This is a genomic window from Stenotrophomonas sp. FW305-C-20-S1 (assembly GCF_058783335.1).
In genome coordinates this window covers 53442-77991 of the sequence record NZ_JBYTEK010000019.1, presented here as the reverse complement: position 1 = coordinate 77991, position 24550 = coordinate 53442, and the positions used below count along the sequence as shown (strand labels likewise).

At 66.8% G+C, this 24550-nt stretch carries 19 protein-coding genes and 1 pseudogene; 11 read left to right on the top strand and 9 right to left on the bottom strand.

Going from position 1 to position 24550, the window contains the following annotated elements; translation table 11 throughout:
* The first annotated feature begins 11 nt into the window (after nt 1–11).
* Nucleotides 12–1607, top strand: coding sequence for a PepSY-associated TM helix domain-containing protein (locus tag AC3WTC_RS12225; RefSeq protein ID WP_080150822.1), 1596 nt, complete (start codon nt 12–14; stop codon nt 1605–1607).
* Here AC3WTC_RS12225 and AC3WTC_RS12220 read toward each other — a convergent pair.
* Nucleotides 1523–1885: pseudogene (locus tag AC3WTC_RS12220) on the bottom strand (MFS transporter); the annotation flags it as partial. The gene AC3WTC_RS12225 and the pseudogene AC3WTC_RS12220 sit on opposite strands and share 85 nt — an antisense overlap.
* A gap of 154 nt (nt 1886–2039) precedes the next feature.
* Between AC3WTC_RS12220 and smqnr the strand changes: the two are divergent.
* Nucleotides 2040–2687: a SmQnr family pentapeptide repeat protein gene (smqnr, locus tag AC3WTC_RS12215; protein WP_033830499.1), complete on the top strand. Its 648-nt coding sequence runs from the start codon at nt 2040–2042 to the stop codon at nt 2685–2687.
* 15 nt (nt 2688–2702) lie between these two features.
* On the opposite strand, the gene AC3WTC_RS12210 is transcribed toward smqnr, so the two are convergent.
* Nucleotides 2703–3386 (bottom strand): class I SAM-dependent methyltransferase, encoded by a 684-nt coding sequence (locus tag AC3WTC_RS12210; protein ID WP_080150824.1) that lies wholly within the window; start codon nt 3384–3386, stop codon nt 2703–2705.
* 117 nt (nt 3387–3503) lie between these two features.
* Between AC3WTC_RS12210 and AC3WTC_RS12205 the strand changes: the two genes are divergently transcribed.
* Nucleotides 3504–3977: a hypothetical protein gene (locus tag AC3WTC_RS12205; protein WP_132825776.1), complete on the top strand. Its 474-nt coding sequence runs from the start codon at nt 3504–3506 to the stop codon at nt 3975–3977.
* Between the two features lie 11 nt (nt 3978–3988).
* Here AC3WTC_RS12205 and AC3WTC_RS12200 read toward each other — a convergent pair whose 3' ends face one another.
* A complete protein-coding gene (locus tag AC3WTC_RS12200; RefSeq protein ID WP_080150827.1) occupies nt 3989–4714 on the bottom strand; it encodes a hypothetical protein in 726 nt (241 codons plus the stop codon).
* A 49-nt stretch (nt 4715–4763) separates the two neighbouring features.
* Nucleotides 4764–6152, bottom strand: a complete 1389-nt coding sequence (locus AC3WTC_RS12195; protein ID WP_080150829.1) for an aminotransferase-like domain-containing protein — start codon at nt 6150–6152, stop codon at nt 4764–4766.
* A 133-nt stretch (nt 6153–6285) separates the two neighbouring features.
* On the opposite strand from AC3WTC_RS12195, the gene AC3WTC_RS12190 reads away from it, so the two are divergent.
* From AC3WTC_RS12190 to AC3WTC_RS12180, 3 genes are all read left to right on the top strand, one after another.
* Entirely contained in the window at nt 6286–7149 is an 864-nt protein-coding gene (locus AC3WTC_RS12190; protein WP_025874055.1) for a DMT family transporter, read from the top strand.
* Nucleotides 7150–7228: 79 nt separating this feature from the next.
* Nucleotides 7229–8110, top strand: coding sequence for an SDR family NAD(P)-dependent oxidoreductase (locus tag AC3WTC_RS12185; RefSeq protein WP_478031574.1), 882 nt, complete (start codon nt 7229–7231; stop codon nt 8108–8110).
* 39 nt (nt 8111–8149) lie between these two features.
* Nucleotides 8150–9037, top strand: coding sequence for a LysR family transcriptional regulator (locus AC3WTC_RS12180; protein WP_032977321.1), 888 nt, complete (start codon nt 8150–8152; stop codon nt 9035–9037).
* A gap of 464 nt (nt 9038–9501) precedes the next feature.
* Here AC3WTC_RS12180 and AC3WTC_RS12175 read toward each other — a convergent pair whose 3' ends face one another.
* Nucleotides 9502–10398, bottom strand: a complete 897-nt coding sequence (locus tag AC3WTC_RS12175) for a LysR substrate-binding domain-containing protein (protein ID WP_059063312.1) — start codon at nt 10396–10398, stop codon at nt 9502–9504.
* Between the two features lie 106 nt (nt 10399–10504).
* On the opposite strand from AC3WTC_RS12175, the gene AC3WTC_RS12170 reads away from it, so the two are divergent.
* Nucleotides 10505–12019 (top strand): MFS transporter, encoded by a 1515-nt coding sequence (locus tag AC3WTC_RS12170; RefSeq protein WP_154879517.1) that lies wholly within the window; start codon nt 10505–10507, stop codon nt 12017–12019.
* Here AC3WTC_RS12170 and AC3WTC_RS12165 read toward each other — a convergent pair.
* The 3 genes from AC3WTC_RS12165 to AC3WTC_RS12155 form a co-directional block, all read right to left on the bottom strand.
* Entirely contained in the window at nt 12003–14096 is a 2094-nt protein-coding gene (locus tag AC3WTC_RS12165; RefSeq protein ID WP_492711505.1) for a TonB-dependent siderophore receptor, read from the bottom strand. The two genes, AC3WTC_RS12170 and AC3WTC_RS12165, sit on opposite strands and share 17 nt — an antisense overlap.
* A 99-nt stretch (nt 14097–14195) precedes the next feature.
* Nucleotides 14196–15581, bottom strand: a complete 1386-nt coding sequence (locus AC3WTC_RS12160; protein ID WP_492711503.1) for a sensor histidine kinase — start codon at nt 15579–15581, stop codon at nt 14196–14198.
* The gene (locus AC3WTC_RS12155; protein WP_025874050.1) at nt 15559–16242 is read right to left on the bottom strand and encodes a response regulator transcription factor; all 684 of its coding nucleotides are present in this window, start codon (nt 16240–16242) and stop codon (nt 15559–15561) included. Before AC3WTC_RS12155 ends, AC3WTC_RS12160 begins: the two co-directional genes overlap by 23 nt.
* Nucleotides 16243–16394: 152 nt before the next feature.
* Between AC3WTC_RS12155 and AC3WTC_RS12150 the strand changes: the two genes are divergently transcribed.
* Entirely contained in the window at nt 16395–17561 is a 1167-nt protein-coding gene (locus tag AC3WTC_RS12150) for an efflux RND transporter periplasmic adaptor subunit (RefSeq protein ID WP_492711509.1), read from the top strand.
* A gap of 4 nt (nt 17562–17565) precedes the next feature.
* The gene (locus tag AC3WTC_RS12145) at nt 17566–20667 is read left to right on the top strand and encodes an efflux RND transporter permease subunit (protein WP_492711502.1); all 3102 of its coding nucleotides are present in this window, start codon (nt 17566–17568) and stop codon (nt 20665–20667) included.
* A gap of 276 nt (nt 20668–20943) precedes the next feature.
* On the opposite strand, the gene AC3WTC_RS12140 is transcribed toward AC3WTC_RS12145, so the two are convergent.
* Nucleotides 20944–21348 carry a GFA family protein gene (locus AC3WTC_RS12140; protein ID WP_492711501.1) on the bottom strand — a complete coding sequence of 135 codons (405 nt, stop codon included), beginning with the start codon at nt 21346–21348 and terminating at the stop codon, nt 20944–20946.
* Between the two features lie 165 nt (nt 21349–21513).
* Here AC3WTC_RS12140 and AC3WTC_RS12135 point away from each other — a divergent pair, with 165 nt between their 5' ends.
* Both AC3WTC_RS12135 and AC3WTC_RS12130 read left to right on the top strand, forming a co-directional pair.
* Entirely contained in the window at nt 21514–22491 is a 978-nt protein-coding gene (locus AC3WTC_RS12135; RefSeq protein ID WP_032977312.1) for an Lnb N-terminal periplasmic domain-containing protein, read from the top strand.
* Nucleotides 22488–24530 (top strand): esterase/lipase family protein, encoded by a 2043-nt coding sequence (locus AC3WTC_RS12130; protein WP_059063277.1) that lies wholly within the window; start codon nt 22488–22490, stop codon nt 24528–24530. Before AC3WTC_RS12135 ends, AC3WTC_RS12130 begins: the two co-directional genes overlap by 4 nt.
* Nucleotides 24531–24550: the final 20 nt, after the last annotated feature.

The window sequence follows — 24550 nt, the reverse complement described above, 5'->3', positions numbered from 1 at the left end:
GGACGCAGGCCATGTCGTTGCGATCCACCGCCAAACGCTGGACCTACCTGACGCATCGCTGGCTGGGCATCGGCGGGTGCCTGCTGATGTTGCTGTGGTTCGTCAGCGGCATGGTGATGCTGTTCGTCGGCTACCCGAAGCTGACGCCAGCGGAGCGGTTGGCCCCGCTGCCCGCATTGGTCGACGCGCGCGGCTGGCAGGCACTTTCCGTGTTGCCGGAAGCCGTTCGACAGGCGCCTGAGCGGGTCGTGTTGACGACGCTGCGTGGCGAGCCCGCCTACGTGGTGCGCTCCGGCGCGAACGTGGGCGCGTGGTCGGCGCATACCGGACAGGCATTGCCGCCGGTATCGGCGCAGTTGGCCGAGGTTTCCGCCGCGCAGTTCGCCGGCGGCCCTGCCTTCGTTGGCGCCATGCCGCTGGACGAAGATCGCTGGACGCATTCGCGCGCGCTGGATCCGCATCGACCGCTGTATCGCGTCGGCGTCGGCGGCGCACAGCCCGGTGATGTCTATGTGTCCTCGCGTACCGGCGAAGTCGTGCTGGATGCGCCGCGTCTGCAGCAGCGCTGGAACTATGTGGGTGCGTGGTTGCACTGGCTGTACTTCCTGCGCATGCAGTCGGAGGACCCGGTATGGACCTGGACGGTGATCGTGCTGTCGGCGCTGTGCACCGTGGCCGCGATCAGCGGGGTCGTGGTCGGCATCTGGCGCTGGCGGTTTCGCGGACAGTACCGGTCGGGGTCGAAGACGCCGTACCAGGAGCCGTGGATGCGCTGGCATCACCTGATCGGCTTGATGGCGAGTGCATTCGTGTTCACCTGGATCTTCAGTGGATTGATGTCGATGAATCCGCTGGGAGTGTTCAGCAGCTCTCGTGCCTCGCTTGACGTTGCGCGCTATCAGGGCGTGGTGCCGGTGGATGCAGGTGTCATTGCGCAGCCGGCTGCGCTATTGGCTGCAGTGCACACGCCGCGGTTCGTGCCGGTCGAGATCCAGTGGCGACGCATCGGTGGTGAACTTTTCGCGGTGGTGCTGGATGGCAACGCCGATTCGCGCGTGGTCAGAGAGCGGGGCGGCGCACTGCAGGTGTCCACTGCGTTCGGTGCAGAATGGTTGCGGGGCAGGGTCGCGGCGATGTCCGAGGCGCGGCTGCGCGGATTCACCATTCTGCAGGCGCCCGATGCCTACTTCTACCCACGCGCTGCAGAGGCGATGAACGGCGCCGCGGTACGTCGCTTTCCGGTGGCGATGGCTGATTTCGATGACGCTGAGGCAACCCGCGTCTATGTCGACCTGGCCACCGGCGATCCGCTGTTGACGCTGGGCAAGCGCGAGCGCGCAGGTCGCTGGCTGTTCTCCTTCCTGCACAGCTGGGACTTGCCGGCAATGCTGCGGCAGCACAGTGCGCGGCTGGTCGTGCTGCTGCTGCTCAGCCTGGCAGGCACCGCGTTATGTGCAACGGCAACCGTCATCGGCTACCGGCGGTTGCGCATGACACTCCGGCACAAGCGCCGCCATGCGCATCACGCCCGCAGCCAGCGCGTCGACACCGCCACCAGCAACAGCGCCATCGCCACACCGACAAAGGCGGCGATGAGGCCGAAGTGATTGGCGGCGAAACCGATCAGCGCCGGGCCGGCAAGAATGCCGGCAAAGCCGAGGGTGGACACGGCGGTGATGGCGATCGCCCGCGGCATCCGGTTCTGGCTGCCAGCCAGCGAGAACAGCGCCGGTGCGATGGTGGCGCAGCCCAGGCCGGCCAGCACAGAGCCGACCAACGACACCTGCCATGGCGTGACCAGGGTGAGCACCAGCACGCCGGCGCAGGCCAGCAGCGCACCGGTCACGATCGCCCTCTGCCGGCCGATGCGCTCTACCAGGTTGTCTGTGCGTTAATGTGCAGTATCTGGCGTTGGTGGCGGCTCGTAGGGACGCCTGTACACACTGCGGCTGCAGCGCTGGTGAATCGCGCGCGAGTTGGTGCTGCCCATCGCCTTTCCAGCGCGGCATCATGGCAAGGCACCCGCCACGGAACCCTGCATGTCCTCCACTGTTCACCACAAGCTGCGCATCGGCGCCGATCAGTTCACCGGCCAGAAGGTGGTCGACCAGCAGTTCCTCGAATGCGACTTCTCCGGCGCTGACCTCACCGCCACCGAGTTCGTGAACTGCGTTTTCTACGATGCCGACACGCGCACCGGGTGCCGTTTCAGTGGTGCCACGTTGAAGGAAGCCAGCTTCCGCCAGTGCGACATCAGCATGTGCAACTTCAACTTCATCAAGGCGCTGGGGCTGGAAATCAGCGAATGCCGCGCACAGGGTGCCGATTTCAGCAACGCCAGTTTCATGAACCAGATCACCACGCGCAGCTGGTTCTGCAGTGCCTTCATCAAGAAGAGCAACCTGCGCTATGCCAACTTCTCGCGGGTGACGCTGGAGAAGTGCGAGCTGTGGGAAAACCGCTGGGACGGCGCCAACGTGAGCGGCGCCAGTTTTGCAGGGTCGGACCTGTCCGGCGGCCAGTTCGATGGCGTCGACTGGAATTCCGCCAACTTCACCGATTGCGACCTGACCAACTCCGAACTGGGCGAACTGGACCTGCGCAGCACCAACCTGCGTGGCGCCACGCTGGATGTGCAGCAGGTCGCGCTGCTGATGCAGCGGATCGGCATCACCGTGGTGCCATGAGCGTGCGTCGCGGCGCTATGCCGGTGTGGCCGGCGCATGTGCCACCCAGCCCTTGAAGCTGAAGCCGGCGTAGAACAGTTCCACGCTCTCGAAGCCGGCCTCCTGCAGCAGCGCCACTTCCTGTTCGGGTGAGAGCAGCGGCAGGCGCTCGGCAATCGCCTCGATCGCGCGCTGTGTATCGGCACGTGGAATGCCGGAAGCCTCGGCGAACGCGGCGTAGCGCTGCAGCCAGCGACGCTTGCCGGCCGCGTCCTGCGGCACGCTGTGGTGCGCCACCACCAACGGCGCCCCTGCGCGCAGCCGTTGCCGCAGTTCGCGCAGGGTGTGCTGGCGCTGTTCAACGGTGAGGAAGTGCAGGGTCAGCAGGCAGGTGGCGCCGTCGAAGACGGTGCGCGGGGCATCGTCGATGTAGCCTTCCAGCAGCGTCACCTGGGCCATCAACGGCCCCAGGGTCTGTTCGGCCAGCGCGAGCATTGGCGCGGCAGGATCGACGCCGAGCATCCGCCATTGCGGGTGCGCTTCTGCGAAGGCCTTGAGTTCCAGACCGCCGCCTGCGCCGAGCACCAGCACCTGGCCATCATCGGGTACGTGTTCGGCCAGCAGCAGGTGGCTCATCTGCTGCAGTCCGAGGAAACCGGGTACCTGCCGCAGCGGGCCCTCCGCGTAGCGGGCCACGGCGTGGGGATCGGAGAAGGACATCGGAAAGACTCCTGCGGCAATGGCGAACATCCACTTTACCGTGCTCGGCAAGTGTCGATTGCACAGTGGCCCGCCTTTGCTTAAGGTCTGCGCCTGCATGCATTGAAGAGATCGGGAATGGACCCTCGCAGCCCCGCGATGCCATCGGCGGAAGCCTTTGAACTGGCGCTGACAATGCTGGGACGGGAGGGCGTGGATGAGGAGCAGGCCGAGCGGGCGCTGCTCGCGCTCGGCAGCGAACACTGGCAGATGCGCCGCCTGCTGGTGTGGTTGCCTGAAGCCTTCGCCATGGCCCTGATCGGTCATATGGAACTGGGCGTGCAGCTGCCGGGTACATTCACCGCCTCCGACGCACAAGGCGAGCTGCATGAACTACCGCTCGACCGTGAGCCTGTATTCGCTGCCGGTCTCCAGCGCGCCCTGGTCATGTACCACGAAGGGCCACGCGCCGCGTTCCGGGCGATCTGCCAGCGCAGTTCGTCGCTCAATGCGATCGACAACGCCTTGAATACCGGCGCCGATCTGCAGGGCGCCGCGCTTTCGGGTCCGGAGCTTCTGGACATCCCGGCAGAGACCTACCTCGCCCATTGAGCCCGGGGTTTTCAGAGCGCGGGCTTCATCCCGTCTGCTTCCAGGTGATACAGGCCGGTCAATCGCCAGTCATCGTGTACGCGCTGCAGCCGGTACTCATGGATGCGGACGCTGGAGCGGCGCTGTTGCGCGGTACGTATGGACGCTGCGTCGCCGAGGATCTGCACGGCCAGGACCTGTTCCATTTCCGGATCATGCGCTGACTCGACGCTGGGCCGGCGCATGACAGTGCGAGAGGTGCCCGGCAGGGCATAGTGCTCCACCAGCTTCGCGTACGACGCATCGGCCAATGCCTGGCCGCGCGATGGGCCATGCTCTGCCAGCCGTGCAAGCGAGGCCTTGTTCCATTCCAGGAAGTCGGACTGGAAGGCGCGCATGCGTACGACCGGCGTGCTGCCGCCCAGATCCAGCGCGCTGCGTTCGAAAACAAGAAGCGGCAGAACCCCGCCGAACCCCACGTCGCGGCCATAGCGGAAGCTGCGTTCGGCCTGCAGCCTTCCATTGCAAAGCAGGGCGACGCGACCGGGCCTGCTGGAATGAACCATCAAGTGCCGTTGAAAATAGCCCTGTACCGGCTCGGCATCCGTGTTGGACGCCCCCGGCGCGGTGATCTGCAGTTGGCAGTTGCCATCCGTGGGCGCATAGCCAGCGATCTGCAGCGAGCCGTCGGGTGGCCCGAACGTGACGCAACCACTGGCCAGCCCGCAGACCAAGGTGATGCCAATCCATCGACGCATGCGGGCGCTCCTTGCCTGGATGGCTGGCAGGATAACGCACTCGGATGCTTCAGCTGTGCTGCTGCAACGCCTTCCCAAGCACCTGCCAGATCTTCGGGTCCTGGCACTGCGACACATTGAAGCGCACGTAGTCGGCAGCCCGCTGCGACTGGCTGAAGGCATTGCCCGGCGCGACCACCACGCCTTCGCGCAGGCACTGCCTGGCCACCGCCGATGCATCACGACCATCGGGCAGCCGGCACCACAGGAACAGCCCTGCATCGGGTTGCAGCCATGGCGTGATGCCCAGCTTCTGCACCTGCCGCAGCGTGTGCTTGCGCGCATCGGCCAGGCGCGTGCGCACCGCCTGCATGTGGCGGCGGTAGCCACTGTCGGTCAGTGCGATCTGCATCAGGTGCGCGGCCAGGTGCCCACCGCCGAAGCTGGTGGCCAGCTTCAGATCGGTCAGTGCCTCGATCCAGTCCGGGCGCGCGGCGATGTAGCCGCAGCGCGATGCCGCGGAAATGGTCTTTGAGAAACTGCCGACATGGATCACCCGCGACAATCCATCCAGCGCCGCCAGCCGCGGCGCCGGGCGCAGCTCGAAGTCGGCGAAGATGTCATCTTCGATGATAATCAGTTCGCTGTGTTCGGCCAGGCCCAGCAGGCGGTGTGCCGTGGTCGCCGACAGCACCGCGCCGGTCGGGTTGTGCAGCCCGGCGTTGGTGATGTACAGGCGTGGCGCGTGTTCCTGCAGCGCGCTGGCAAACACCTGCAGGTCCGGCCCAGTGTGCGTGTACGGTATGCCGATGGCCTGCACCTGATGGGCCTTCAACATCGCGTGGTAATTGAAATAGCTCGGGTCGTCGACCAGCACGCAGTCACCGGGCTTCAGCAGGAAGCGGCAGATCAGGTCGACCGCGTGCGTCCCCGATTCGGCCAGCAGCAACTGCTCCATCGACGCGTCTATGCCCAGCGTGGCAGCGCGTCGCTGCAGTGTCTGCCGCAATGCCGGCAGGCCCAGCGGTCCTGCATAGTCCACCAGCTGCGCGGAGTCGGCGCGGGCCATGCGGCGCAGGCCGCGGCGCAGGCCATCGTGGTACAGCCAGTCGCTGGGCATCCAGCCGCAGCCAGGCTTGAGGTGTCCCGGCGGGGTTTCCAGCGATTGCCGTGATACCCACAGCGGGTCCACCGCGCGATCCAGCCGCGGTTCCATTTCCGCCAGCGCCAGTGGTGCCGCCGGGCCAGCCACGTAGAAGCCGGAGCCGGCGCGCGCGGCGATCACGCCTTCGGCGGCCAAGCGTTCGTAGGCCTCGACCACGGTGGACACGGAAACGCCCATCGCCGTGGCCTGCGCGCGCACCGAGGGCAGGCGGCTGCCCGGGCCATCCAGGCGCGAACTGATGCGGGAGCGGACGGCGTGGATGACGCTGTCGATGCGGCTGGGCGGTCGGGACATGCGCGTGACTGTAAGGGGATTGTGGGCAGTACAGTTACTTGTGACTGTACTGGATTGTAGCTGTGTATCGCCCGTGCCCGATGGCCCAATGACGGGCACGGCCGGCCATTGCCCGGCATTTCTGGAGCAGGGTGTGGAACGGTCGGCAAGCGGGTGGATCAATGGCTTCATCGGTGTGGTCATCTTCGCCGGCTCGTTGCCGGCCACCCGCCTGGCAGTGATGGAGCTGGACGCCAGCTTCGTCACCGCCGCACGCGCCAGCATCGCCGCGTTGCTGGGGCTGGTGCTGCTGCTGGCATTGCGCCAGCCGCGCCCGGTCAGAAGCGATCTGCCCGGTCTGGTGCTGGTCAGCCTGGGCGTGGTGGTGGGCTTCCCGTTGCTGACCGCGCTTGCCCTGCGCCACGCCTCCTCGGCACATACCATCGTGTTCCTGGGCCTGTTGCCGCTGAGCACGGCGGTATTCGGCGTCCTGCGCGGCGGTGACCGGCCACGCCCGGCATTCTGGGTGTTCTCGCTGCTGGGCAGCGCCTGTGTGGTCGGCTACGCCGCGCGCAACGGCATCGAAGCCTCACTGCAGGCCGACCTGTTGATGCTGGCAGCGATCGTGGTGTGCGGACTTGGCTATGCCGAGGGCGGCCGCCTGGCCCGGCATCTGGGTGGCTGGCAGGTAATCAGCTGGGCACTGCTGCTGGCATTGCCGGTGATGCTGCCGCTGATGGTGGCGATGCGCCCGTCCTCGTTCACGGCGGTCGCCGCGTCGGCCTGGTGGGCGCTGGGGTACGTGGCGGTGTTCAGCATGCTGGTCGGTTTCCTGTTCTGGTATCGCGGCCTGGCCCAGGGCGGTATCGCTGCGGTCGGCCAGCTGCAGCTGCTGCAGCCGTTCTTCGGCCTGGCGCTGGCGGCGCTGCTGCTGCACGAGACCGTCAGCGCCGGCATGTTGCTGGTGACCGTGGCAGCGGTGATCTGCGTGGCCGGTGCCCGCCGCTTCAGTCGATGACGCGCGATAGCGTCGGCGTATCGTGGCGTGCCGCCAACAGTATTGGCCGGGGCCGGCGCGCCTGGTTGAAGCTGTGCCGATGAAACCCAATTCCAGTATCTCGTTCGAAGGCCAGGTGGGCCTGGTAACCGGTGCCGCCGGTGGCCTCGGCCTGGCCTACAGCCGCCTGCTGGCCCAGCGTGGCGCGCACGTGGTGATGCATGACGTGGGCGCCGCGACGGACGGCACGGGTACCGATCCGCAGCGCATCGTCCAGGCGGTGGCAGCACTGCATGCCCAGGGCCTGCCGGTCGAAGCCGCCAGCGGCCCCATCAACCAGCGCAGTGGTTGCCACGCGCTCGTGCAGGACATCCTGCAGCGCCATGGTCGCCTGGACTTCATCATCCACAACGCCGGCTGGGTGGCCTACGCCGGTATTGAAGTGGTGGAAGACGATGCGCTGGAGCAGATGCTGTGCCTGGCGGCGAAGACACCGCTGTGGCTGGCACAGGCGGCATGGCCTGCGATGCGTGCTGCCGGCGGCGGCCGCATCGTGCTGACCACCTCCGATCGCGCGCTGTACCCGCAGTATGCGCAGCGCGGCCTGTGCGGCTACGCGATGGCCAAGCTGGCTGCGCAGGGGCTGGTCAATGTGCTGGCCCTGGAAGGTGCCGAGCACGGCATCGTCGTCAACGCGGTGTCGCCGGTGGCCAAGACCCGCATGTGGGGCATCGACGGGGAACCGGATGAACTGCATCCAGAGGCGGTGGCACCCGGGGTCGCCTTCCTTGCCTCTACGCGGTGCCGGCAGGGTGGCTGGACCCTGCGGGCCAGCAACGGCCAGTTCCATGCATTGCGATTGCAGGAAGCCGAACACGTGGCCTATCCGCGCGACCTGCGTGCGGTGGCAGCGGACAGCATCGAATCGGTGGCCCTGCAGTGGCCGGTCATTGCACGGCCGAGTGTCGATGCGCGCGGTTGAACGCGTACCCTAGGCAGGTCTCCACCTGCCTGCGATGAAATGATCGATCTGCGCCTGCTCCGCCAGTTCGTGGCGGTGGCCGAAGAACTGCACTTCCATCGCGCTGCTGCACGCCTGCACATGTCGCAGCCGCCATTGACGGCGGCGATGCGGCGCCTGGAAGACGAGGTGGGTACCGGGCTGATCGTACGCGGCAACCGCACGCTGGGCCTGACCGCAGCGGGGCAGACGCTGCTGGTGGAGGCGCGTGCAACCCTGCAGCACGCCGAACAGGCGCTGCAGCGCACGCGGGAAGCGGCGGCAGGGCAGACCGGCAGCCTGCGTGTCGGCTACGTCGGCAGCGCACTCTATGGGCGACTGCCGGCACTGATCCGCCAGTTCCGCCATGCTTTTGCGCAGGTGCAGCTGCATCTGCACGAAGCCACCTCGCGGCAGCAGCAACAGTGGCTGCGCGAGGGACGCATCGACCTGGGCATCCTGATTCCGCCGATCATTTCCGCAGAACTGCATCTGCAGGCGTTCGACCATGATCGACTGGCCATTGCCCTGCCGCGCGCGCATCGGTTGGCCGCACGGCCACGGCTGGATGTCGCCGCGCTGGTGGACGAGCCGTTCGTTTCATGGCCGTCGGCCGAAGGCATCGGCTTCCACGCGCAGGTGCTGGGCCTGTGTACTGCTGCCGGCTTCACGCCACGGGTCGTGCAGGAAGCGCAGGGCATGCACGCAGTGCTGTCGCTGGTGGCCGTGGAAGCGGGCGTGGCGATCGTGCCGGCCAGCATGGCCGGGTTCCGTCCCGAAGAAATCGTCTATCGACCACTGGATGGCGGCAACGCTGCGTTCGAGTTGCAGTTCTGCATGCGCCCGGAATCGCCTGCGCCGGTGCTGCAGAATTTCCTGGCGATGGCAGCGCAACCGGTAGTGTCGTGATTGCCAGCTGAGCATCTGTGCTGCGTGCAGTGGTGCGACGCTGATCGGCGTCGTGCATGCCTGCGGAGTGTGACTCGTCCTGCAGTTCTGCCGTTGGAAATCGCACCTGCGGCAAGCCTGAGGCGCGGGCGCGGACAACCCCTACATACCGCCCCGGCGACAGCAATCAGCATGCCCCCGTCGGCCATCATCGGCCGGCTGGGATTGGCGTCCCACAATCAACTCTGGCACGTGATCGGCAGGCGCACGGATGGCGCCTGCGGATCTCGTGACCCGCTGTCCGTGGTGGGCGATGTGTGGGGATCACAATGATCCGCCGGTCAGTCCCAGAGTTGTCCGGTACGCCAACCCGCATCGCCCGCCGCCTGTTCGTGGTCAGCCACGAGTGCGCTGATGGCGCTTGCCTCGGGGGTGGCAATGCGCGTCGTGCATGGGGAGCGGCGGCGGGCGGTGCATCTGTCTGCTCAGCGGGGACGGGCGAACAGATGTTCGGCCGTGTAATCGATGAACACCCGCAAGCGCGCGCTGGGGTGGCGATTGCCCGGCCACAGCAGTGAGAATTGTCCGTGCTGCCGTTCCAGCATCGGCAGCACCTGCTGCAGCCGGCCATCGGCCAGTGCTTCGGCCGCCAGGAAATCAGGCATCCAGGCCACGCCCATGGCACCGATCGCCGCGGCCAGCAGCGCTTCCATGTTGTTGCAGGTCATTGCCGTAGCCAAAGCAGCGCCGGCATCGCCATTCACGCCGGGCAGGCTCCAGGGCTGCAGCGTGCCGGTGGTCGGGAAGCGGAAACGCACCGCCTGCAGTGAACGCAGTTCCGGCAGCGACTGTGGCCAGCCGTGTGTTCGCAGGTACACCGGCGCTGCGCACAGCACGAAGTGGAAGCTGCCGAGGCGACGCGACATCAGGCTGGAATCGGCCAGTTCACCGCTGCGTATCACCGCATCCAGCCCTTCGCTGACTACATCCACGAGGCGGTCATTGAAATCAAGTTCCAACTGCACCTGCGGGTAGCGCTGCTGGAAGCCGGGTAGCACCGGCAGCAGAAAACGGTAGCCGATGGTGGGCAGGCCAATCCGCAGCAGGCCGCGCGGAGCGAATTGGCGTTGCGCAAGATCAGCCTGGGCCTCGGATAGTTCATCCAATGCCCGGCGGCAGCGCTGCAGCAGCAGGTCGCCTTCGTCGGTGAGGTGCATGCGGCGCGTGGTGCGGTGGAACAGTCGCGTACCCAGGTCCTGCTCCAGGCGGGCGATCCGCTTGCCCACTGCGGAAGCGGACAGGCCCAGCACCCGGGCGGCACCGACAATGCTGCCGGCCTCGGCGGTGCGGACGAAGGCCAGCAGTGCGGAAATGGAGTCCATGGCGGAATGATTGCGGAACATCTGGCTGTAATCAAACGCCTGCGGGCCTGTTTTTCCCGGATCGCGGCGTGTTCATCATCAATGGCCCCGTTTGCAGGAGGCCGCGATGGCCCGTTTTCTGACCGATTCCCACTCCGCGCAACGGCGCTGGGCCCTGTTGTCGGTGTGTCTGGCCGCGCTCGCGTTGCCATTGTCGTTCTCGGCCGGCGCTGTCGCGGTGCCGGTGTTGGCCATCCAGTTGGCCAGTTCGCCCGCTTCGCTGGCTTGGGTGACCAACGCCTTCATGCTCGGATTCGGCAGCCTGCTGTTGGCGGCAGGTGGGCTGGCAGACCGCTATGGGCGGCGCCGCCTGTTCCTGCTGGGCAGCGGCGGCTTCGCATTGGCGACGATGTTCGTCTGCCTTGCGCCGGATCTGTTCTGGCTGGACCTGGCGCGCGGGTTGCAAGGAGTGGGCGCTGCGGCGGCATTGGCGTCGGGCAGCGCCGCGTTGGCGCAGGCGTGGCACGGCCAGGCCCGCACGCGCGTGTTTGCCCTGCTGGGCACGACCTTCGGTGCCGGCCTGGCGCTGGGGCCACTACTTGCAGGCGTACTGCTTGAGGCGCTGGGCTGGCGAAGCGTGTTTGCCGCCGGAGGTGTACTGGCTCTGCTGGCGTGCACGCTGGCAGCCCGCGTGCTGCCGGAGAGCCGCGGGCAGGCTGCGCAGCTGGACGTATCGGGCATGCTGGCTTTCAGCCTGACACTGAGCATGCTGACATTGGCGCTGTTGTGGCTGGGCGAATTCGGCCTGTACGCAGCGCGGGTGCGATGGGCATTGCTGGCGACCGTGTTGCTGGCGGCATCGTTCGTGCTGATCGAGCGCAGGCAGCCGGCGCCGTTGCTCGATCTTTCGCTGTTCGCACAGCGGGCATTCGTCGGTGTGCAGCTGCTGCCGGTGGCAACCTGCTTCGGCTACGTGGTGCTGCTGGTGGTCCTGCCGTTGCAGTTGCTGGGCGTGCATGGCCAGAGCGTCGCCACCGTTGGCGTGCAGATGCTGGCGCTGTCCGCGCCGATGCTGGTGCTGCCACTGCTGGCTGCGCGCTGGGCCGTCCGGCTGGGAAGCACGCGCCTGTGTGTGGCTGGGTTGCTGCTCTGCGCGCTGGGGCTGTATCTGCTGTCGCGGCAGGCGGCACATCCATTGCCGGCGCAATGGATCCCGCTGCTGGTGCTGATCGGTACAGGCACCGCATTGCCATGGGGCTTGATGGACGGGTTGTCGGTCAGCGTAGTGCCGGTGCAACGCGCGGGCATGGCGGCGGGAATCTTCGGCACGGTGCGGGTAGCGGGCGAGGGCATCGCACTTGCTGCGGTGACTGCATTGCTGGCGACGCTCATCGGTCAACGCCTGCCGGGCGCATCCGCTCCGGCAGTGGGCAAGGCCGCGGTTTATCTGGCTACCGGTGCGCTGCATTCGGCCCAGCCGCTGCTGCCTGGGTCAACGTCGCTGCAGTTGCAGCGCGCCAGCGGCGAAGCGCTGGCGCAGCTGCTGCACGTGTTGTCGGCGCTGACCGCCGGCAGCTCCCTGCTGCTGCATGTGCTGCTGCGGCGGTCGCCGGCCGTTGCCGTGCTCAGAACCGATAGCTGATGGTGCCGGTGACCACGCGCGGGTAGCCGGCGAAACAATCGCCGAAGGTGCGGCACGGCGCGTAGTAACGCTTGTCGGTGAGGTTGGTGATGTTCAAGGCCCAGGTCCAGTTGGTCACCTGCACTTCCACCAGCGCATCGGCCAGGGTGTAGCTGGGGGTGATGACGCGGCCGCCGTTGCCCAGCGACACCGTGTTGCCGACATGGCGGACACCCAGGCCGAGTTTCATTCGTGCGGCGTCATCCAGCTGGAAGCCCTTGGACACCCAGGCCGAGGCCAGGTCCTGCGGGGTGTCGTTCAGGCGTTCGCCCACTTCCAGTGCGAAGTTGCTGCGGCTGACTTCGGCTTCGTTGCGCGCGTAAGCCGCAGTGACCGTAAGGTCGTTGGCGAACTGGAACTGGCCCTCCAGCTCCACGCCCTTGGAACGGATCTGGCCGGTCTGGACGACGTTCAGAACGTTGTCCGGATCGTTGGTCTGGCGGTTGGTCTCGGTGATGCGGTAGGCGGCCAGGGTCAACAGCATGTTGCGGGCCGGTTGCCACTTGATGCCACCTTCGGCCTGGCGTCCGCGCATCGGCTTGAAGGCATTGCCGAACAGATCCTGGCCGGACACCGGCAGGAACGATTCGCTGTAGCTCAGGTACGGCGATACGCCGCCGCCGACGTCGCCGATCAGTCCGGCACGGTAGGTAGTGGCATCGTCGGTCTGGCTGGGCTGGCCTTCGGTCTTCGAACGAGCATGGTCGCGACGCGCACCCAGCACCAGCGACACGCGATCAGCCCAGCGGATCTGGTCCTGCACATATACGCCCAGCTGGGAAGACTCCTGGTCCGGCTGGCGCTCCCAGCCACGTACCGTCGGGGCGGTCGATACCGGTGCGTAGACGTCGATGGGCGTGCCGGTGGCATCCAGCCGCTGCAGCTGCTCCTTGTACTGGCTGTAGTCCACGCCGGCCAGCAGCAGGTGCTGGAAGGCGCCCGTGGCGAAGTCGAACTGCACCGCGTTGTCGGCGCTGATCACCTGGATGTCCGGCTGCGTGCCGTAGGCGGTGCGGTTGACCACGCGCCGGTCGGCATCGATGAAGGGGTTTTCCGGGTTGCTGTAGCTGTCCACATACAACTGCTGCAGGGTGGTCTTGCCGTCGATGTAGCGCACCGCCGAGCGCAGGCTGACCGCATCGTTGAAGCGATGATCGAACAGGGCGGTCAGGCTGTACACGCGCGAATCGATGCGGTCGAAACCGGCATCGCCGATGAAGGTGGTCGGATCCAGGCGGCGACCGGGCGCTGCGTGCAGGGTGGCGGCCAGCGGCAGGAACTGCTGGCTGGAGCCGGTCTTGTCGTGCTGGTAGCTGGCCAGCAGGGTCAACGTACTGCGTTCACCGCGCCAGCTGATCGAGGGTGCCAGATACACGCGGTCGTCCTTGAGGACATCGGTCTGCATGTTCGATTCGCGGACCAGACCGACCAAACGCCCGGCAATCGTGGCGTCGTCATTCAGCGCACCGCCGATGTCGCCCTGCAGCTGCCGTCGATCGAAGCTGCCCAGCTGCAGGCCGAACTCACCGCTGGCGGCGCCGAAGGTCGGGCGCTTGCTCATCGCGTTGATGATGCCGCCGGTGGCGCCCGCTCCGTACAGCACCGATGACGGGCCGCGCAGCACTTCCACCCGTTCCAGGCCGTATACCTCCGGGCGTGCCAGCGGGCTGAAGCCGTAGCTGCGGCGCAGGCCATCCTGGTACTGCACCGGGTCCAGGCCGCGTACCGAACTGGCGTCATTGCGGGTGTCCAGGCCCCAGGCGTCAGCGGTGACACCGGCGCTGTAGCGCAGCACTTCCTGCAGGTTGTGTGCGCCGCGATCGGTGAACAGCTGCTGGGTGACCACGCTGATCGCCTGCGGCGTCTCGGTCAGGGCGGTGTCGGTCTTGGTCGCGGTGCTGGCGCGCTCGGCCACCACGGTCACCTTGTCCAGGGTCCGGGCCGCAGTGCCGTCCTGGGCCTGGGCGATGGCCGACGCCAGCAGGGTGGGCAGGAACAGCGCGTACAGCAGCGGGCGGCGCGACGGCAGGGCGGGCATCGTGGGGAATCCGGGAAGGGCGGTGACGGCGGATTATCCGGATGCCCGCTTCCAAATACAAATGATTCCTAAATGCACTTGCCGGTGATGAGTCCGGCTTCAGGGCAGGACGTCTGCGGCGCCCCGGATGCTCATCCAGGCACCGCCGCCGGGCGCGCTGCCGGCGCGGACACGGAAGCCGTGCAGCCCGGCAATGGCGGCCACGATCGACAGCCCCAAGCCAAAGCCGGGCCCTTGCCCGGCGCTGCTGCTGCCGCGGAAGAAGCGCTGGTAGATCAAGGTGCGGTCCTGCGGCGGGATGCCCGGCCCGTTGTCGATCACATCGATCCGGGGCGCGCCGTGGTCGTCCACCGCGCGCAGCAGGATGCGCCCGTGCGCAGGCGTGAACTGCAGGGCGTTGGACAGCAGGTTGGCCACCGCTTCGAACAGCAGTTCGCGGTCGCCGCGCAGCATGCCGATCTGCGGCGCCACCTGCAGCTGCAGATCCTGTTGCTTCTCTTCGGCCAACGGCAGGTAGAACTGGTGCAGCTCCTGCAGCAGGTCGGCGATGCCGACCTCGTCGAAGGCCGAACGGCGCTGGTGGCTTTCCAGCTCGGACACGCGCAGCAGGGCGGCGAAGCGCGCCATCAGCATGTCGGTCTCCGCCAGCGCCTTGTCCAGCGGGCCCGCATGCGGGTCGTGCTCGTCCAGGCCCACGCGCATGCGGTAGAGGTGTGCACGCAGGCGCGTGAGCGGTGTGCGCAGGTCATGCGCGATGCTGTCGCACACGCCTTTGACCTCGGTCATCAGCTGTTCGATGCGTTCCAGCATGGCATTGACGATGCTCGACAGCCGATCGATCTCATCGCGTCGGTTGGATACCGGCAGGCGTTGCCCGAGGTCGCCGGCAATGATGCGGTTGGTGGCCGCTTCGATCTGCTGGATCCGCTTCAATGGGCGCCGGCGCAGCAGATGCCAGCCCACCAGCCCGGGGATGACGGTCAGTGACACGCCCCACAGCAGTGCATCGAGGATGATGCTGTTGACCGCCATCAGCTTGCCGTTCTGGCGCACGAACACCAGTGTCCGGCCATCCCGGGTCACCACGCCGAGCGCGCTGCCACCGCTCTCGTGGCGGCCATCGACCAGCGTCCAACCCGCTACCTGATGCGAGTTGCCATCCAGCGGCAGTCCTTCGGGGATGGCCGTCAGCGGGCCCGCCATCGCCACGCCGGCCTTGTCGAACAGCCCGTACGTATACACCTGGTGCAGGTCGAAGCGCTGGCTGTCGCGCAGCGCGTCATCCAGCGCTGGGCCGTCGAAACTCATGAACAGATGGGCGCGCTGCTGCAGGCCCGATTCGGTCAGGTCGTTCAGATAGTCCGAGATGCGCCAGTACATCACGCCCAGCAGCAGGCTGGACCAGGCCACGAACAGGATGCAGTACAGGCCCAGCAGGCGGCTGCTGGATGAGCGCCAATGGTCAGGACTGCGCGTCGAAGACATAACCGGTTCCACGTACGGTCAAGATCGGCTGCGGCCGGCCGGGTTGTTCGATGCGTTTGCGCACCCGGCCGATATGCACGTCGATCAGGTTGGTGCCCGGATCGAAGTGGTAGCCCCAGACTTCCTGGAACAACATGGTGCGGGTGACCACCTGGCCGGCATTGCGAACCAGGAATTCCAGCAGCTTGAACTCGGTCGGCAGCAGGTTGATCTCCTGGCCGCCACGGCGTACCGAGCGGCTCATCAGGTCCAGTTCCAGGTCGCCAGCGCGCAGCACCTTGTCGCTGGCAGCGGCCTGGCCCTGGCGCCGGATCAGCACTTCCACGCGGGCGGCCATTTCATCGGAGGCGAACGGCTTGGTCAGGTAGTCGTCGCCACCTGCGCGCAGGCCGCGCACGCGTTCATCCACGTCCGACAGCGCACTGATCATCAACACCGGCGTGGCGATGCCTTCATGGCGCAGCGTGGTGACCAGGGCCAGCCCGTCGATGCCGGGCAGCATGCGGTCCAGGGTGATCACCGCGTAGTCGCCTGAACGTGCCAGAGCCAGGCCACTGCTGCCGTCGCTGGCCAGGTCCACCTCGAAGCCGTGGCTGCGCAGCTCGGTGGCGATTTCCTCCGCGGTGACAAGGTCGTCCTCGATGGTGAGTACGCGCGGCATGGGCCACTTTGCAGATTGGGACCTGCGCATCCTCGCAACCACGGGTGTGCACTGCAAATGAAAAATGTTTCATGCGTTTTTCGCTGGATCGCAGCGCGCTGTCTTCTATATTCGGCGCCGAACGCTCCCCCCGCGCGTGGAACCTGCTGCCGATGACCCTTCCGTACTTCTCCCTGCCTGCCGCGGGCTGGCGCCGGCCGCTGCTGGTGCTTGCCCTGGCTACCCTGCTGGCCGGCTGCGGCAAGGACGCATCCAAACCAGGCAAGGCAACGCCGGAAGTGACCGTGCTGACGCTGCAGAACCAGACGCTGGCGCTGCAGCAGGAACTGCCGGGACGCACCATTGCCTCGCAGGAATCGGATGTACGCCCGCAGGTGGACGGGGTGTTGGTGAAGCGCCTGTTCGAGCAGGGGCAGCTGGTGAAGGCCGGGCAGCCCCTGTTCCAGATCGAGCCGGCGCTGTACCAGGCCGCCCTGAACGAGGCGCAGGCCAACCTCAGGACCGCCGAAGCGGCCGCCGTGACCGCTCGCCTGCGGGCGCAGCGGATGCAGGCGCTGGGCAAGGACCAGCTGGCCGCGCGCCAGGACGTGGACGATGCCATCGCCAGTGGCCAGCAGGCGGCTGCGGCCGTGCAGGCTGCGCAGGCAGCGCGCGATACCGCCAGTACGCGGCTGGGTTTTGCCACGGTCACCGCACCGATTGCCGGTCGCATCGGGCGTGCGCTGTTCACCCCGGGGGCGCTGGTGACATCCGCCCAGGCCGATCCGCTGGCGCGGATCCAGCAGGTCGACCCGATGAACGTGGACATCACCCAGTCCAGCAACGAGTACCTGGCGCTGCGTCGCGCCATTGCCGAGGGGGGCGTGCAGGCCAACATCGCGCCGGTGCGGCTGCGCCTGTCCGATGGCACCGACTACCCGCTGCCGGGCACGCTGGAATTTGCCGACATCGATGTGCAGCAGGAGACCGGCAGCATCACCCTGCGCGCGCAGTTCCCCAATCCTGATGGGCAACTGCTGCCGGGCATGTACGTGCGTGCGCAGGTGGGCCAGGGCACGCAGCAGCAGGCGCTGCTGGTACCGCAGTCGGCGGTGGACCGCAGTGCCAAGGGCGAGGCGCAGGCGTGGCTGGTCGACAAGGAGGGCAAGGCGCGGCTGCGTACCTTCCGCACCGCCCGCGCGGTCGGCAACCAGTGGCTGGTGCTTGATGGCATCAGCGCTGGCGAGCAGGTGGTGGTGGCGGGTGCGCAGGGCCTTGCCGACGGCATGCTGGTGCGGATGAAGACGGCGCCCGTGGCTGCGCCGGCCGGAAAGGACTGAGCGCATGCTGCCGCGCTTCTTCATCCACCGCCCTGTATTCGCCTGGGTACTGGCGATCTGCATCATGGCGTTCGGCACGATTGCGGTGACCCAGCTGCCGGTCGAGCAGTACCCGGACATCGCACCGCCGCAGGTCAACATCACCGCCAACTACACCGGCGCGTCTGCACAGACGGTGGAAGACAGCGTCACCCAGGTGATCGAACAGCAGATCAAGGGCATCGACCACCTGCTGTATTTTTCCTCCACCAGTTCGTCTTCGGGACAGGCGCGGATCACGGTCACCTTCGACCAGAGCGCCAACCCCGATATCGCCCAGGTACAGGTGCAGAACAGCGTCAACCAGGCCATCAACCGCCTGCCGCAGGAAGTGCAGCAGCAGGGCGTGACCGTGGCCAAGTCGCAGGGCGACTCGCTGATGGTGGTTTCGCTGTACGACACCAGCCGGCGCATGGAGCGGGTAGACGTTTCCGATTTCCTGGTCAGCAACGTGCAGGACCCGATCAGCCGCATTGCCGGCGTCGGCGAGATCAATGTGTTCGGTTCGGCCTATGCGATGCGGGTGTGGCTGGATCCGCACAAGCTGCGTGCCTACGACCTGATGCCGTCGGATGTGCGCAGCGCGATCCAGGCACAGAACACCCAGGTCACTGCCGGTGAACTGGGGGCGTTGCCGTCCAGTGCGACGCAGAGCCTCAATGCCACCGTCACCGCGCAGTCGCGCCTGCAGACTCCGGAACAGTTCCGCGCGATCATCCTGCGCACGCTGCCCAGCGGCGCGGCGGTGCACCTGGGCGACGTGGCGCGGGTCGAGATCGGCGCGGAGAATTACCAGACCAGCAGCTTCCTCAACGGCTATCCGGCTGCGGGTTTCTCGGTGACCCTGGCCTCCGGCGCCAACGCGCTGGCCACTGCCGATGCGGTACGCGCCGAGCTTGAACGGTTGCGGCCTACGTTCCCGCCCGGGCTGCAGGTGGCCTATCCACGCGACAGCACGCCGTTCGTACGGGTCTCCATCGAAGGGGTCATCCACACCCTGATCGAGGCGATCGTACTGGTCGTGGTGGTGATGTTCCTGTTCCTGCAGAACCTGCGCGCCACCCTGATTCCTGCGATCACGGTGCCGGTGGTGCTGCTGGGTACCTTCGGCGTCCTTGCGGTGGCCGGTTTCACCATCAACACCCTGACGCTGTTTGCGATGGTGCTGGCCATCGGCTTGCTGGTCGATGACGCGATCGTGGTGGTGGAGAACGTGGAACGCATCATCCACGAAGAGCATCTGCCGCCACGCGAGGCAACCGAGAAGTCGATGGGCGAGATCACCGGTGCGCTGATCGGCATCACCGTGGTGCTCGGTGCGGTGTTCCTGCCGATGGCGCTGTTCGGCGGTTCCACCGGCATCATCTACCGGCAGTTCTCGATCACGATTGCATCGGCCATGGCGTTGTCGGCGCTGGTCGCGCTGACCCTGACACCGGCGCTGTGCGCGACCCTGCTCAAGCCCTCGTCGGCGCAGAAGCCACCGGGGCGCTTCTTCGCCGCGTTCAACCGTGGCGTCGAACGCAGCCAGTCGGCCTACCAGGGCAAGCTCGGTGGCGTGGTGTCACGTCCGCGGCGCTGGATGGCGTTCTATCTGCTGCTGGTGATCGCCATGATTGCCTTGTACGCGCGCATGCCCACCGGCTTCCTGCCGGTGGAGGACCAGGGCCAGGTGACCTTCCAGTTCTCCACGCCGGAAGGCACGCCGATGGCGCGCACCGAGGCGCTGGGCGAGCAGATCAGCCGTTACTTCATGGAGCACGAGAAGCAGAACCTGGACGTGGTGTTCGTGGTGGTCGGTCGTAACAACGCCGGTACCGGCCAGAATGCGGGGCAGGGCTTCCTGGCACTCAAGCCCTGGGACGAGCGCAAGGGCGACAACACCGCAGCGGCGATCATCGCGCGCGCCAATGCCTATTTCCGCAAGCTGCCCGATGCCAAGGTCAACGTGCTGGCGCCGCCGGCAGTGCGCGGCCTCGGGCAGTCCAGCGGTTTCGAACTGTGGCTGCAGGACACCAGCGCGGCCGGACGCGTGGCGTTGCAGGCCGCGCAGGAGCAGGTGGTACGCGCGGCCGGCGAAGACGACGGACTGACCTCCGTGCGATTGAACGGGCTGGGCGACAAGGCCGAGCTGCGGCTGAACATCGACCACGCCCAGGCCAGCGCGCTGGGCCTGGCACAGGCCGACATCAATTCCACGCTGTCTGCCGCCTGGGGTGGCAGCTACATCAATGATTTCCTGGATCGCGGCCGGGTCAAGCGTGTCTACATGCAGGGCGACCAGCCTTACCGCAGCGTGCCCGACGACATCGGCCAGTGGTACGTGCGCGGTGGCAACGGTCAGATGGCCTCGTTCGCCAGCTTTGCCAGCAGCCACTGGGCGCGTGGGCCGCAGCTGCAGCAGCGCTTCAACGGCCTGCCGGCGATGCAGATCCAGGGCAGCGCGGCGGAAGGGCGCAGCTCGGGTGAAGCGATGCAGCGCATGCAGGCGCTGGTGGCCGATCAACCCGGGTTCGATCTGCAATGGAGCGGGCTGTCCTATCAGGAGCAACTGGCCAGTAACCAGACGCTGTACCTGTACGCCGCTTCGATTGCCTTCATCTTCCTGTGCCTGGCCGCGCTCTACGAGAGCTGGACGGTGCCGGTAGCGGTGGTGCTGGTGATTCCGCTGGGCGTGATCGGTACGGTTCTGGCGACCACGGCTGCGGGCTTCGTCAATGACATCTACTTCCAGGTGGGATTGCTGACCACGATTGGATTGTCGGCAAAGAACGCGATCCTGATCGTGGAGTTCGCCGAAGCACGCTACCGCGCCGGCAGTTCAGCGGTGGAAGCGGCACTGCAGGGCGCGCGCCTGCGCCTGCGGCCGATCGTGATGACCTCGCTGGCCTTCGTGGCAGGCGTCATCCCGCTGGCGTTGGCCACCGGCGCCGGCGCGGTCAGCCGGCGTGAAATCGGCATGAGCGTGATCGGCGGCATGCTCTCCGGAACGGTGCTGGCGGTGGTGCTGGTGCCGCTGTTCTTCGTGCTGGTACGGCGGATGGGCAGGGCGCGGCCGGTGCACTGAGGGCAGGGGCGTCGGCTGTCACCTTCCTGCCGCAGCGCCATCACCCGGTCTTGGCCCGGGCATCAGTAGGGTTGATCGTCCCCGTCCCCCACGGAGACCTGCCATGTGGTTGCTTGACCGACTCTGGCCCTCACGCCCTGCGCTGCCCGCCGCGACGCTGCCGCCTGCGGCGGACATGCCCGCGCGTCGAACGCCGTTGAAGCGTCCGTTGCGCGTCGGCCGGGCCAGCATGGCCCCGTGGCAGAAGATCGCGCCGCCGCCCCGGCGCAGCCGCCACTAACCGGTGCGGTCGGCGGGGTGGTTCACCCCGTCATTGACCGGAATCGTTCCCAGCGCGAACGGATCGATGCCTTCCAGGCAGGCCACGTTGTAGCCGTACTGGTTCGGGTTGGAGCGGCGGCGGTGGTGCGTGTAGATGCCACAGACGTCGCAGAAGTAGTGCTCGGCCACGTGCGTATTGAACTGGTACAGGCGCAGATGGGCCTGCCCACGCACGATATGCAGCCCGTCTTCGGCCACGCTGGCGGCGATGGCGCCGCGGCGCCGGCACATCGAACAGTCGCAGCGGCGCGGGTCGACGATGCCCTCGGGCAGGTCCAGCAGCAGCTCGACGGTGCCGCAATGACAGCTGGCCCGATGCTGCGCCTGCACGGCGACGCCGGCCACGGTGGTAATGCCCATCCTCGCTCCCTGTATACCCTTGGTGGACCGCCAGTATGCGCCCGCAGGCGCCAGCCTGAACCGTCGTAGATGTCGCCGTGAGGCGGCTTGTGGCTAACTATGCCGCCCCGGGACCCCGACAGGATGCCAGTGAAAGCCGCAGGACGATGGATGACAGGATGTGTGATGGTGCTGCTGGCGCTGTGGGTGGCCGGTCTGCTGACCTACCAGATGCCCGGGCCGGGCTGGCTGGGCGTGACCGCGGCGATGCTGTGGCTGCTGGCCGCCGCCTGGGCGGCGTGGCAGGTGGCGCGCGGCCGTGGCACGCGCCGGCTGTGGGCGGCCTTTGCCGGCGCTCTGGCGCTGGCGGGGCTGTGGTGGCTGCTGCTGACCCCGCGCCAGGACCGCGACTGGGCCGATGACGTGGCGCAGCGCCTGCACGTGGAATCCTTCGATGGCCGCCACGTGGTGCTGGACAACGTGCGCGATTTCACCTGGCGCACCGAGACCGACTACGACGCGCGCTGGGTGCGCCGCAGCTACGACCTGGACCAGCTGCGTTCGGCCGACCTGGTGCTGTCGTACTGGATGGGCCCGGCGATCGCCCACACCCTGGTCTCGTTCGGATTCGAGGACGGGCGCCATCTGGTGTTCTCGCTGGAAATCCGCAAGGAGCGTGGTGAATCGTTCTCGGCATTGGGCGGCTTCTTCCGCAAGTTCGAGATGACGCTGGTCGCGTCCGAAGAAACCGACATCATCCGCACGCGCACCAACGCGCGCGGCGAGGATGTCTACCTGTACCGCTTGCACGGCATGGACCGCAACCAGCTCAAGACCCTGTTTGCTGCCTACATCGACCAGGCACGCCAGCTTGATGCCACGCCCGGCTTCTACAACACGCTGACCAGCAACTGCACCACGATTGTCTTCGACCTGGCGCGGCATATCGCTCCGCGCCTGCCGCTGGACTACCGGTTGCTGGCCTCGGGCTACCTGGCCGAGTACGCGCAGGAGGTGGGCGCGCTCACGCCTGGCGTGCCGTACGCCGAACTGCATGCCAAGGGCCGCATCACCGAGCGCGCGCTGAAGATGGCACCCGACGATGATTTCTCCACCGTGATCCGCCAGGGCATCCCTGGCACCGAGCAGGACCCGCAGCAATGACCCCGATGATCCTGTTCCGCTGGCAGCGCGCGCTGCCGGCGTTGTTGGCTGCTTTCCTGCTGCTGGGCGGCAGCGGCTGCGCGATGGTCACCGTCAAGCAGGTGGCGTCCAGCGATTACCTGGTCAACAAGCGCGCCGATGTGCTCAACACCGGCAAGCTCAGCCCCGCCTCGCGCGAGACGCTGAGTGCGGCCGGGCTGGACGAATCGCAGTGCGAGAAGGACTTCCTGGTCTGCCGCAGCACGCTGTTGATGACCGATGACCTCAACGTCGAGCAGCGGTTGTCGACGCTGTCCGAGCTGTGGGTGAAGGCCGCTCTGGCATTGACGCCGAAGAAGCAGGCGGCCAACGAACCGCCGATGAGCGATGCAGCGCTGGATGCGTGGCTGGAGGCGGCGCGCTATGGCTATGCCTATCTGTTCTACAGCGGACGCTCGCCCTCCGATCGCGCGTTCGAGGATCGGCAGACGCAGGTACGCGATTACTACAACTATGCTGCCGAGAAGGCCGCCGTGGTGTTGTTCGCGCGTGCCCGTGCCGCAGCATTGGCCGGCGAGGACTACACCAAGCCGGTATCGGCGGGCAGCTGGACGCTGGCTTCCGATTTCCAGCGCCTTTCATTGAAAAGCATCCCCAAGCAGCTGGTGCCGGCCGGTACCGTCAGCTTCGTCGGCATGCGCAGCACCTATCGCCGCGATGGTTTCGGCGCCGAGCTGGTGATGGTGATGGACCCGCCGAAACTGGTGGTGCCTGCCGTCGCCGCGGAAGGGGCCAAGGCCGAAACGGCACAGGCGCAGGCCACCAAGGACGAGCAGGAGGAGGGCGTCCGCCGCGGACGCCGCCACCAGCACGATGATTCGGTGCCCGAGTACAGCGAGATGTCCTCGATCAACGTCACGGCATTGCTGCGTTTTGAAGGCAACACGCTGGAAGACGTGATGCGCACCCGCCAGGTGCTGCTGGATGGCTATTCGCCCGAGGCCACCGAGCGCATCACCCTGCATGGCGAAGAGGTGCCGCTGGCGGGCAACTTCACCGCCGCCTACGGTCTGTGGCTGGCGCAGAGCGGGTTCGCCACGCAGTCGCTGCGTACCCTGTTCGGCATGAGCGAGGGCATCGGCGAGCCGCACATCTACCTGATGCAGCCGTGGGATCCGAACCGCCGCATCATCTTCATGCTGCATGGCCTGGGCAGCAGCCCGGAAGCGTGGGTGAACCTGGCCAACGAGATCATGGGTGACCCCGAACTGCGCCAGCAGTTCCAGGTGTGGCAGGTGTACTACCCGACCAATGCGCCGATCGCGCTGAACCGCTACGAGATCGCCAACGCATTCAACGACACGTTGCAGCACTTCGACCCCAACGGCAGCACGCGCGCCTCGAAGGACATGGTCTACATCGGCCACAGCATGGGCGGCGTGCTGGCGCGCCTGCTGGTCAGCGACTCGGGCGATGTGCTGTGGAATGATCTGCTCGCCAACTACAACCTGAAGGGCGAACGCCTGAAGCGGGTGCAGTCCAAGCTGGGTCCGTTGCTGCACTTCAAGGCCGAACCGAACGTGGAGCGTGCGATCTTCATCGCCGCCCCGCACCAGGGCACGGACATCGCCGGCAACAAGGTCGGCCGCCTGATCGGCCGCCTGGTGCGCCTGCCGCTGACCATCCTCGGCAAGTTCGAGGATGTGTTCCTGGCACTGGCACAGGCCGAGCAGCAGGCGGATGGCACGGCCAAGCCGAAGATTCCCAACAGCATCGACAACCTCAAGGCCAGCGACCCGTTCGTGAAAGCCGCTGCGCAGCTGCCGATCACGCCGGGCCTGAAGTACCACTCCATCATCGCCCAGCGCAAACCGGAACTGCCGGTGGAGAAATCCGACGATGGGCTGGTGCCTTACTGGAGCTCGCACCTGCCGGGCGCGTTGTCGGAGAAGGTGATCATCTCCGGCCACAGCGTGCAGGAGACGCCGCAGGCAGTGCTGGAAGTGCGCCGCATCCTGCACCAGGACATCGATGAAGTGGGTACGGTGGCGAGGCCGTAACGGGACGCTCTCCGGGGCGT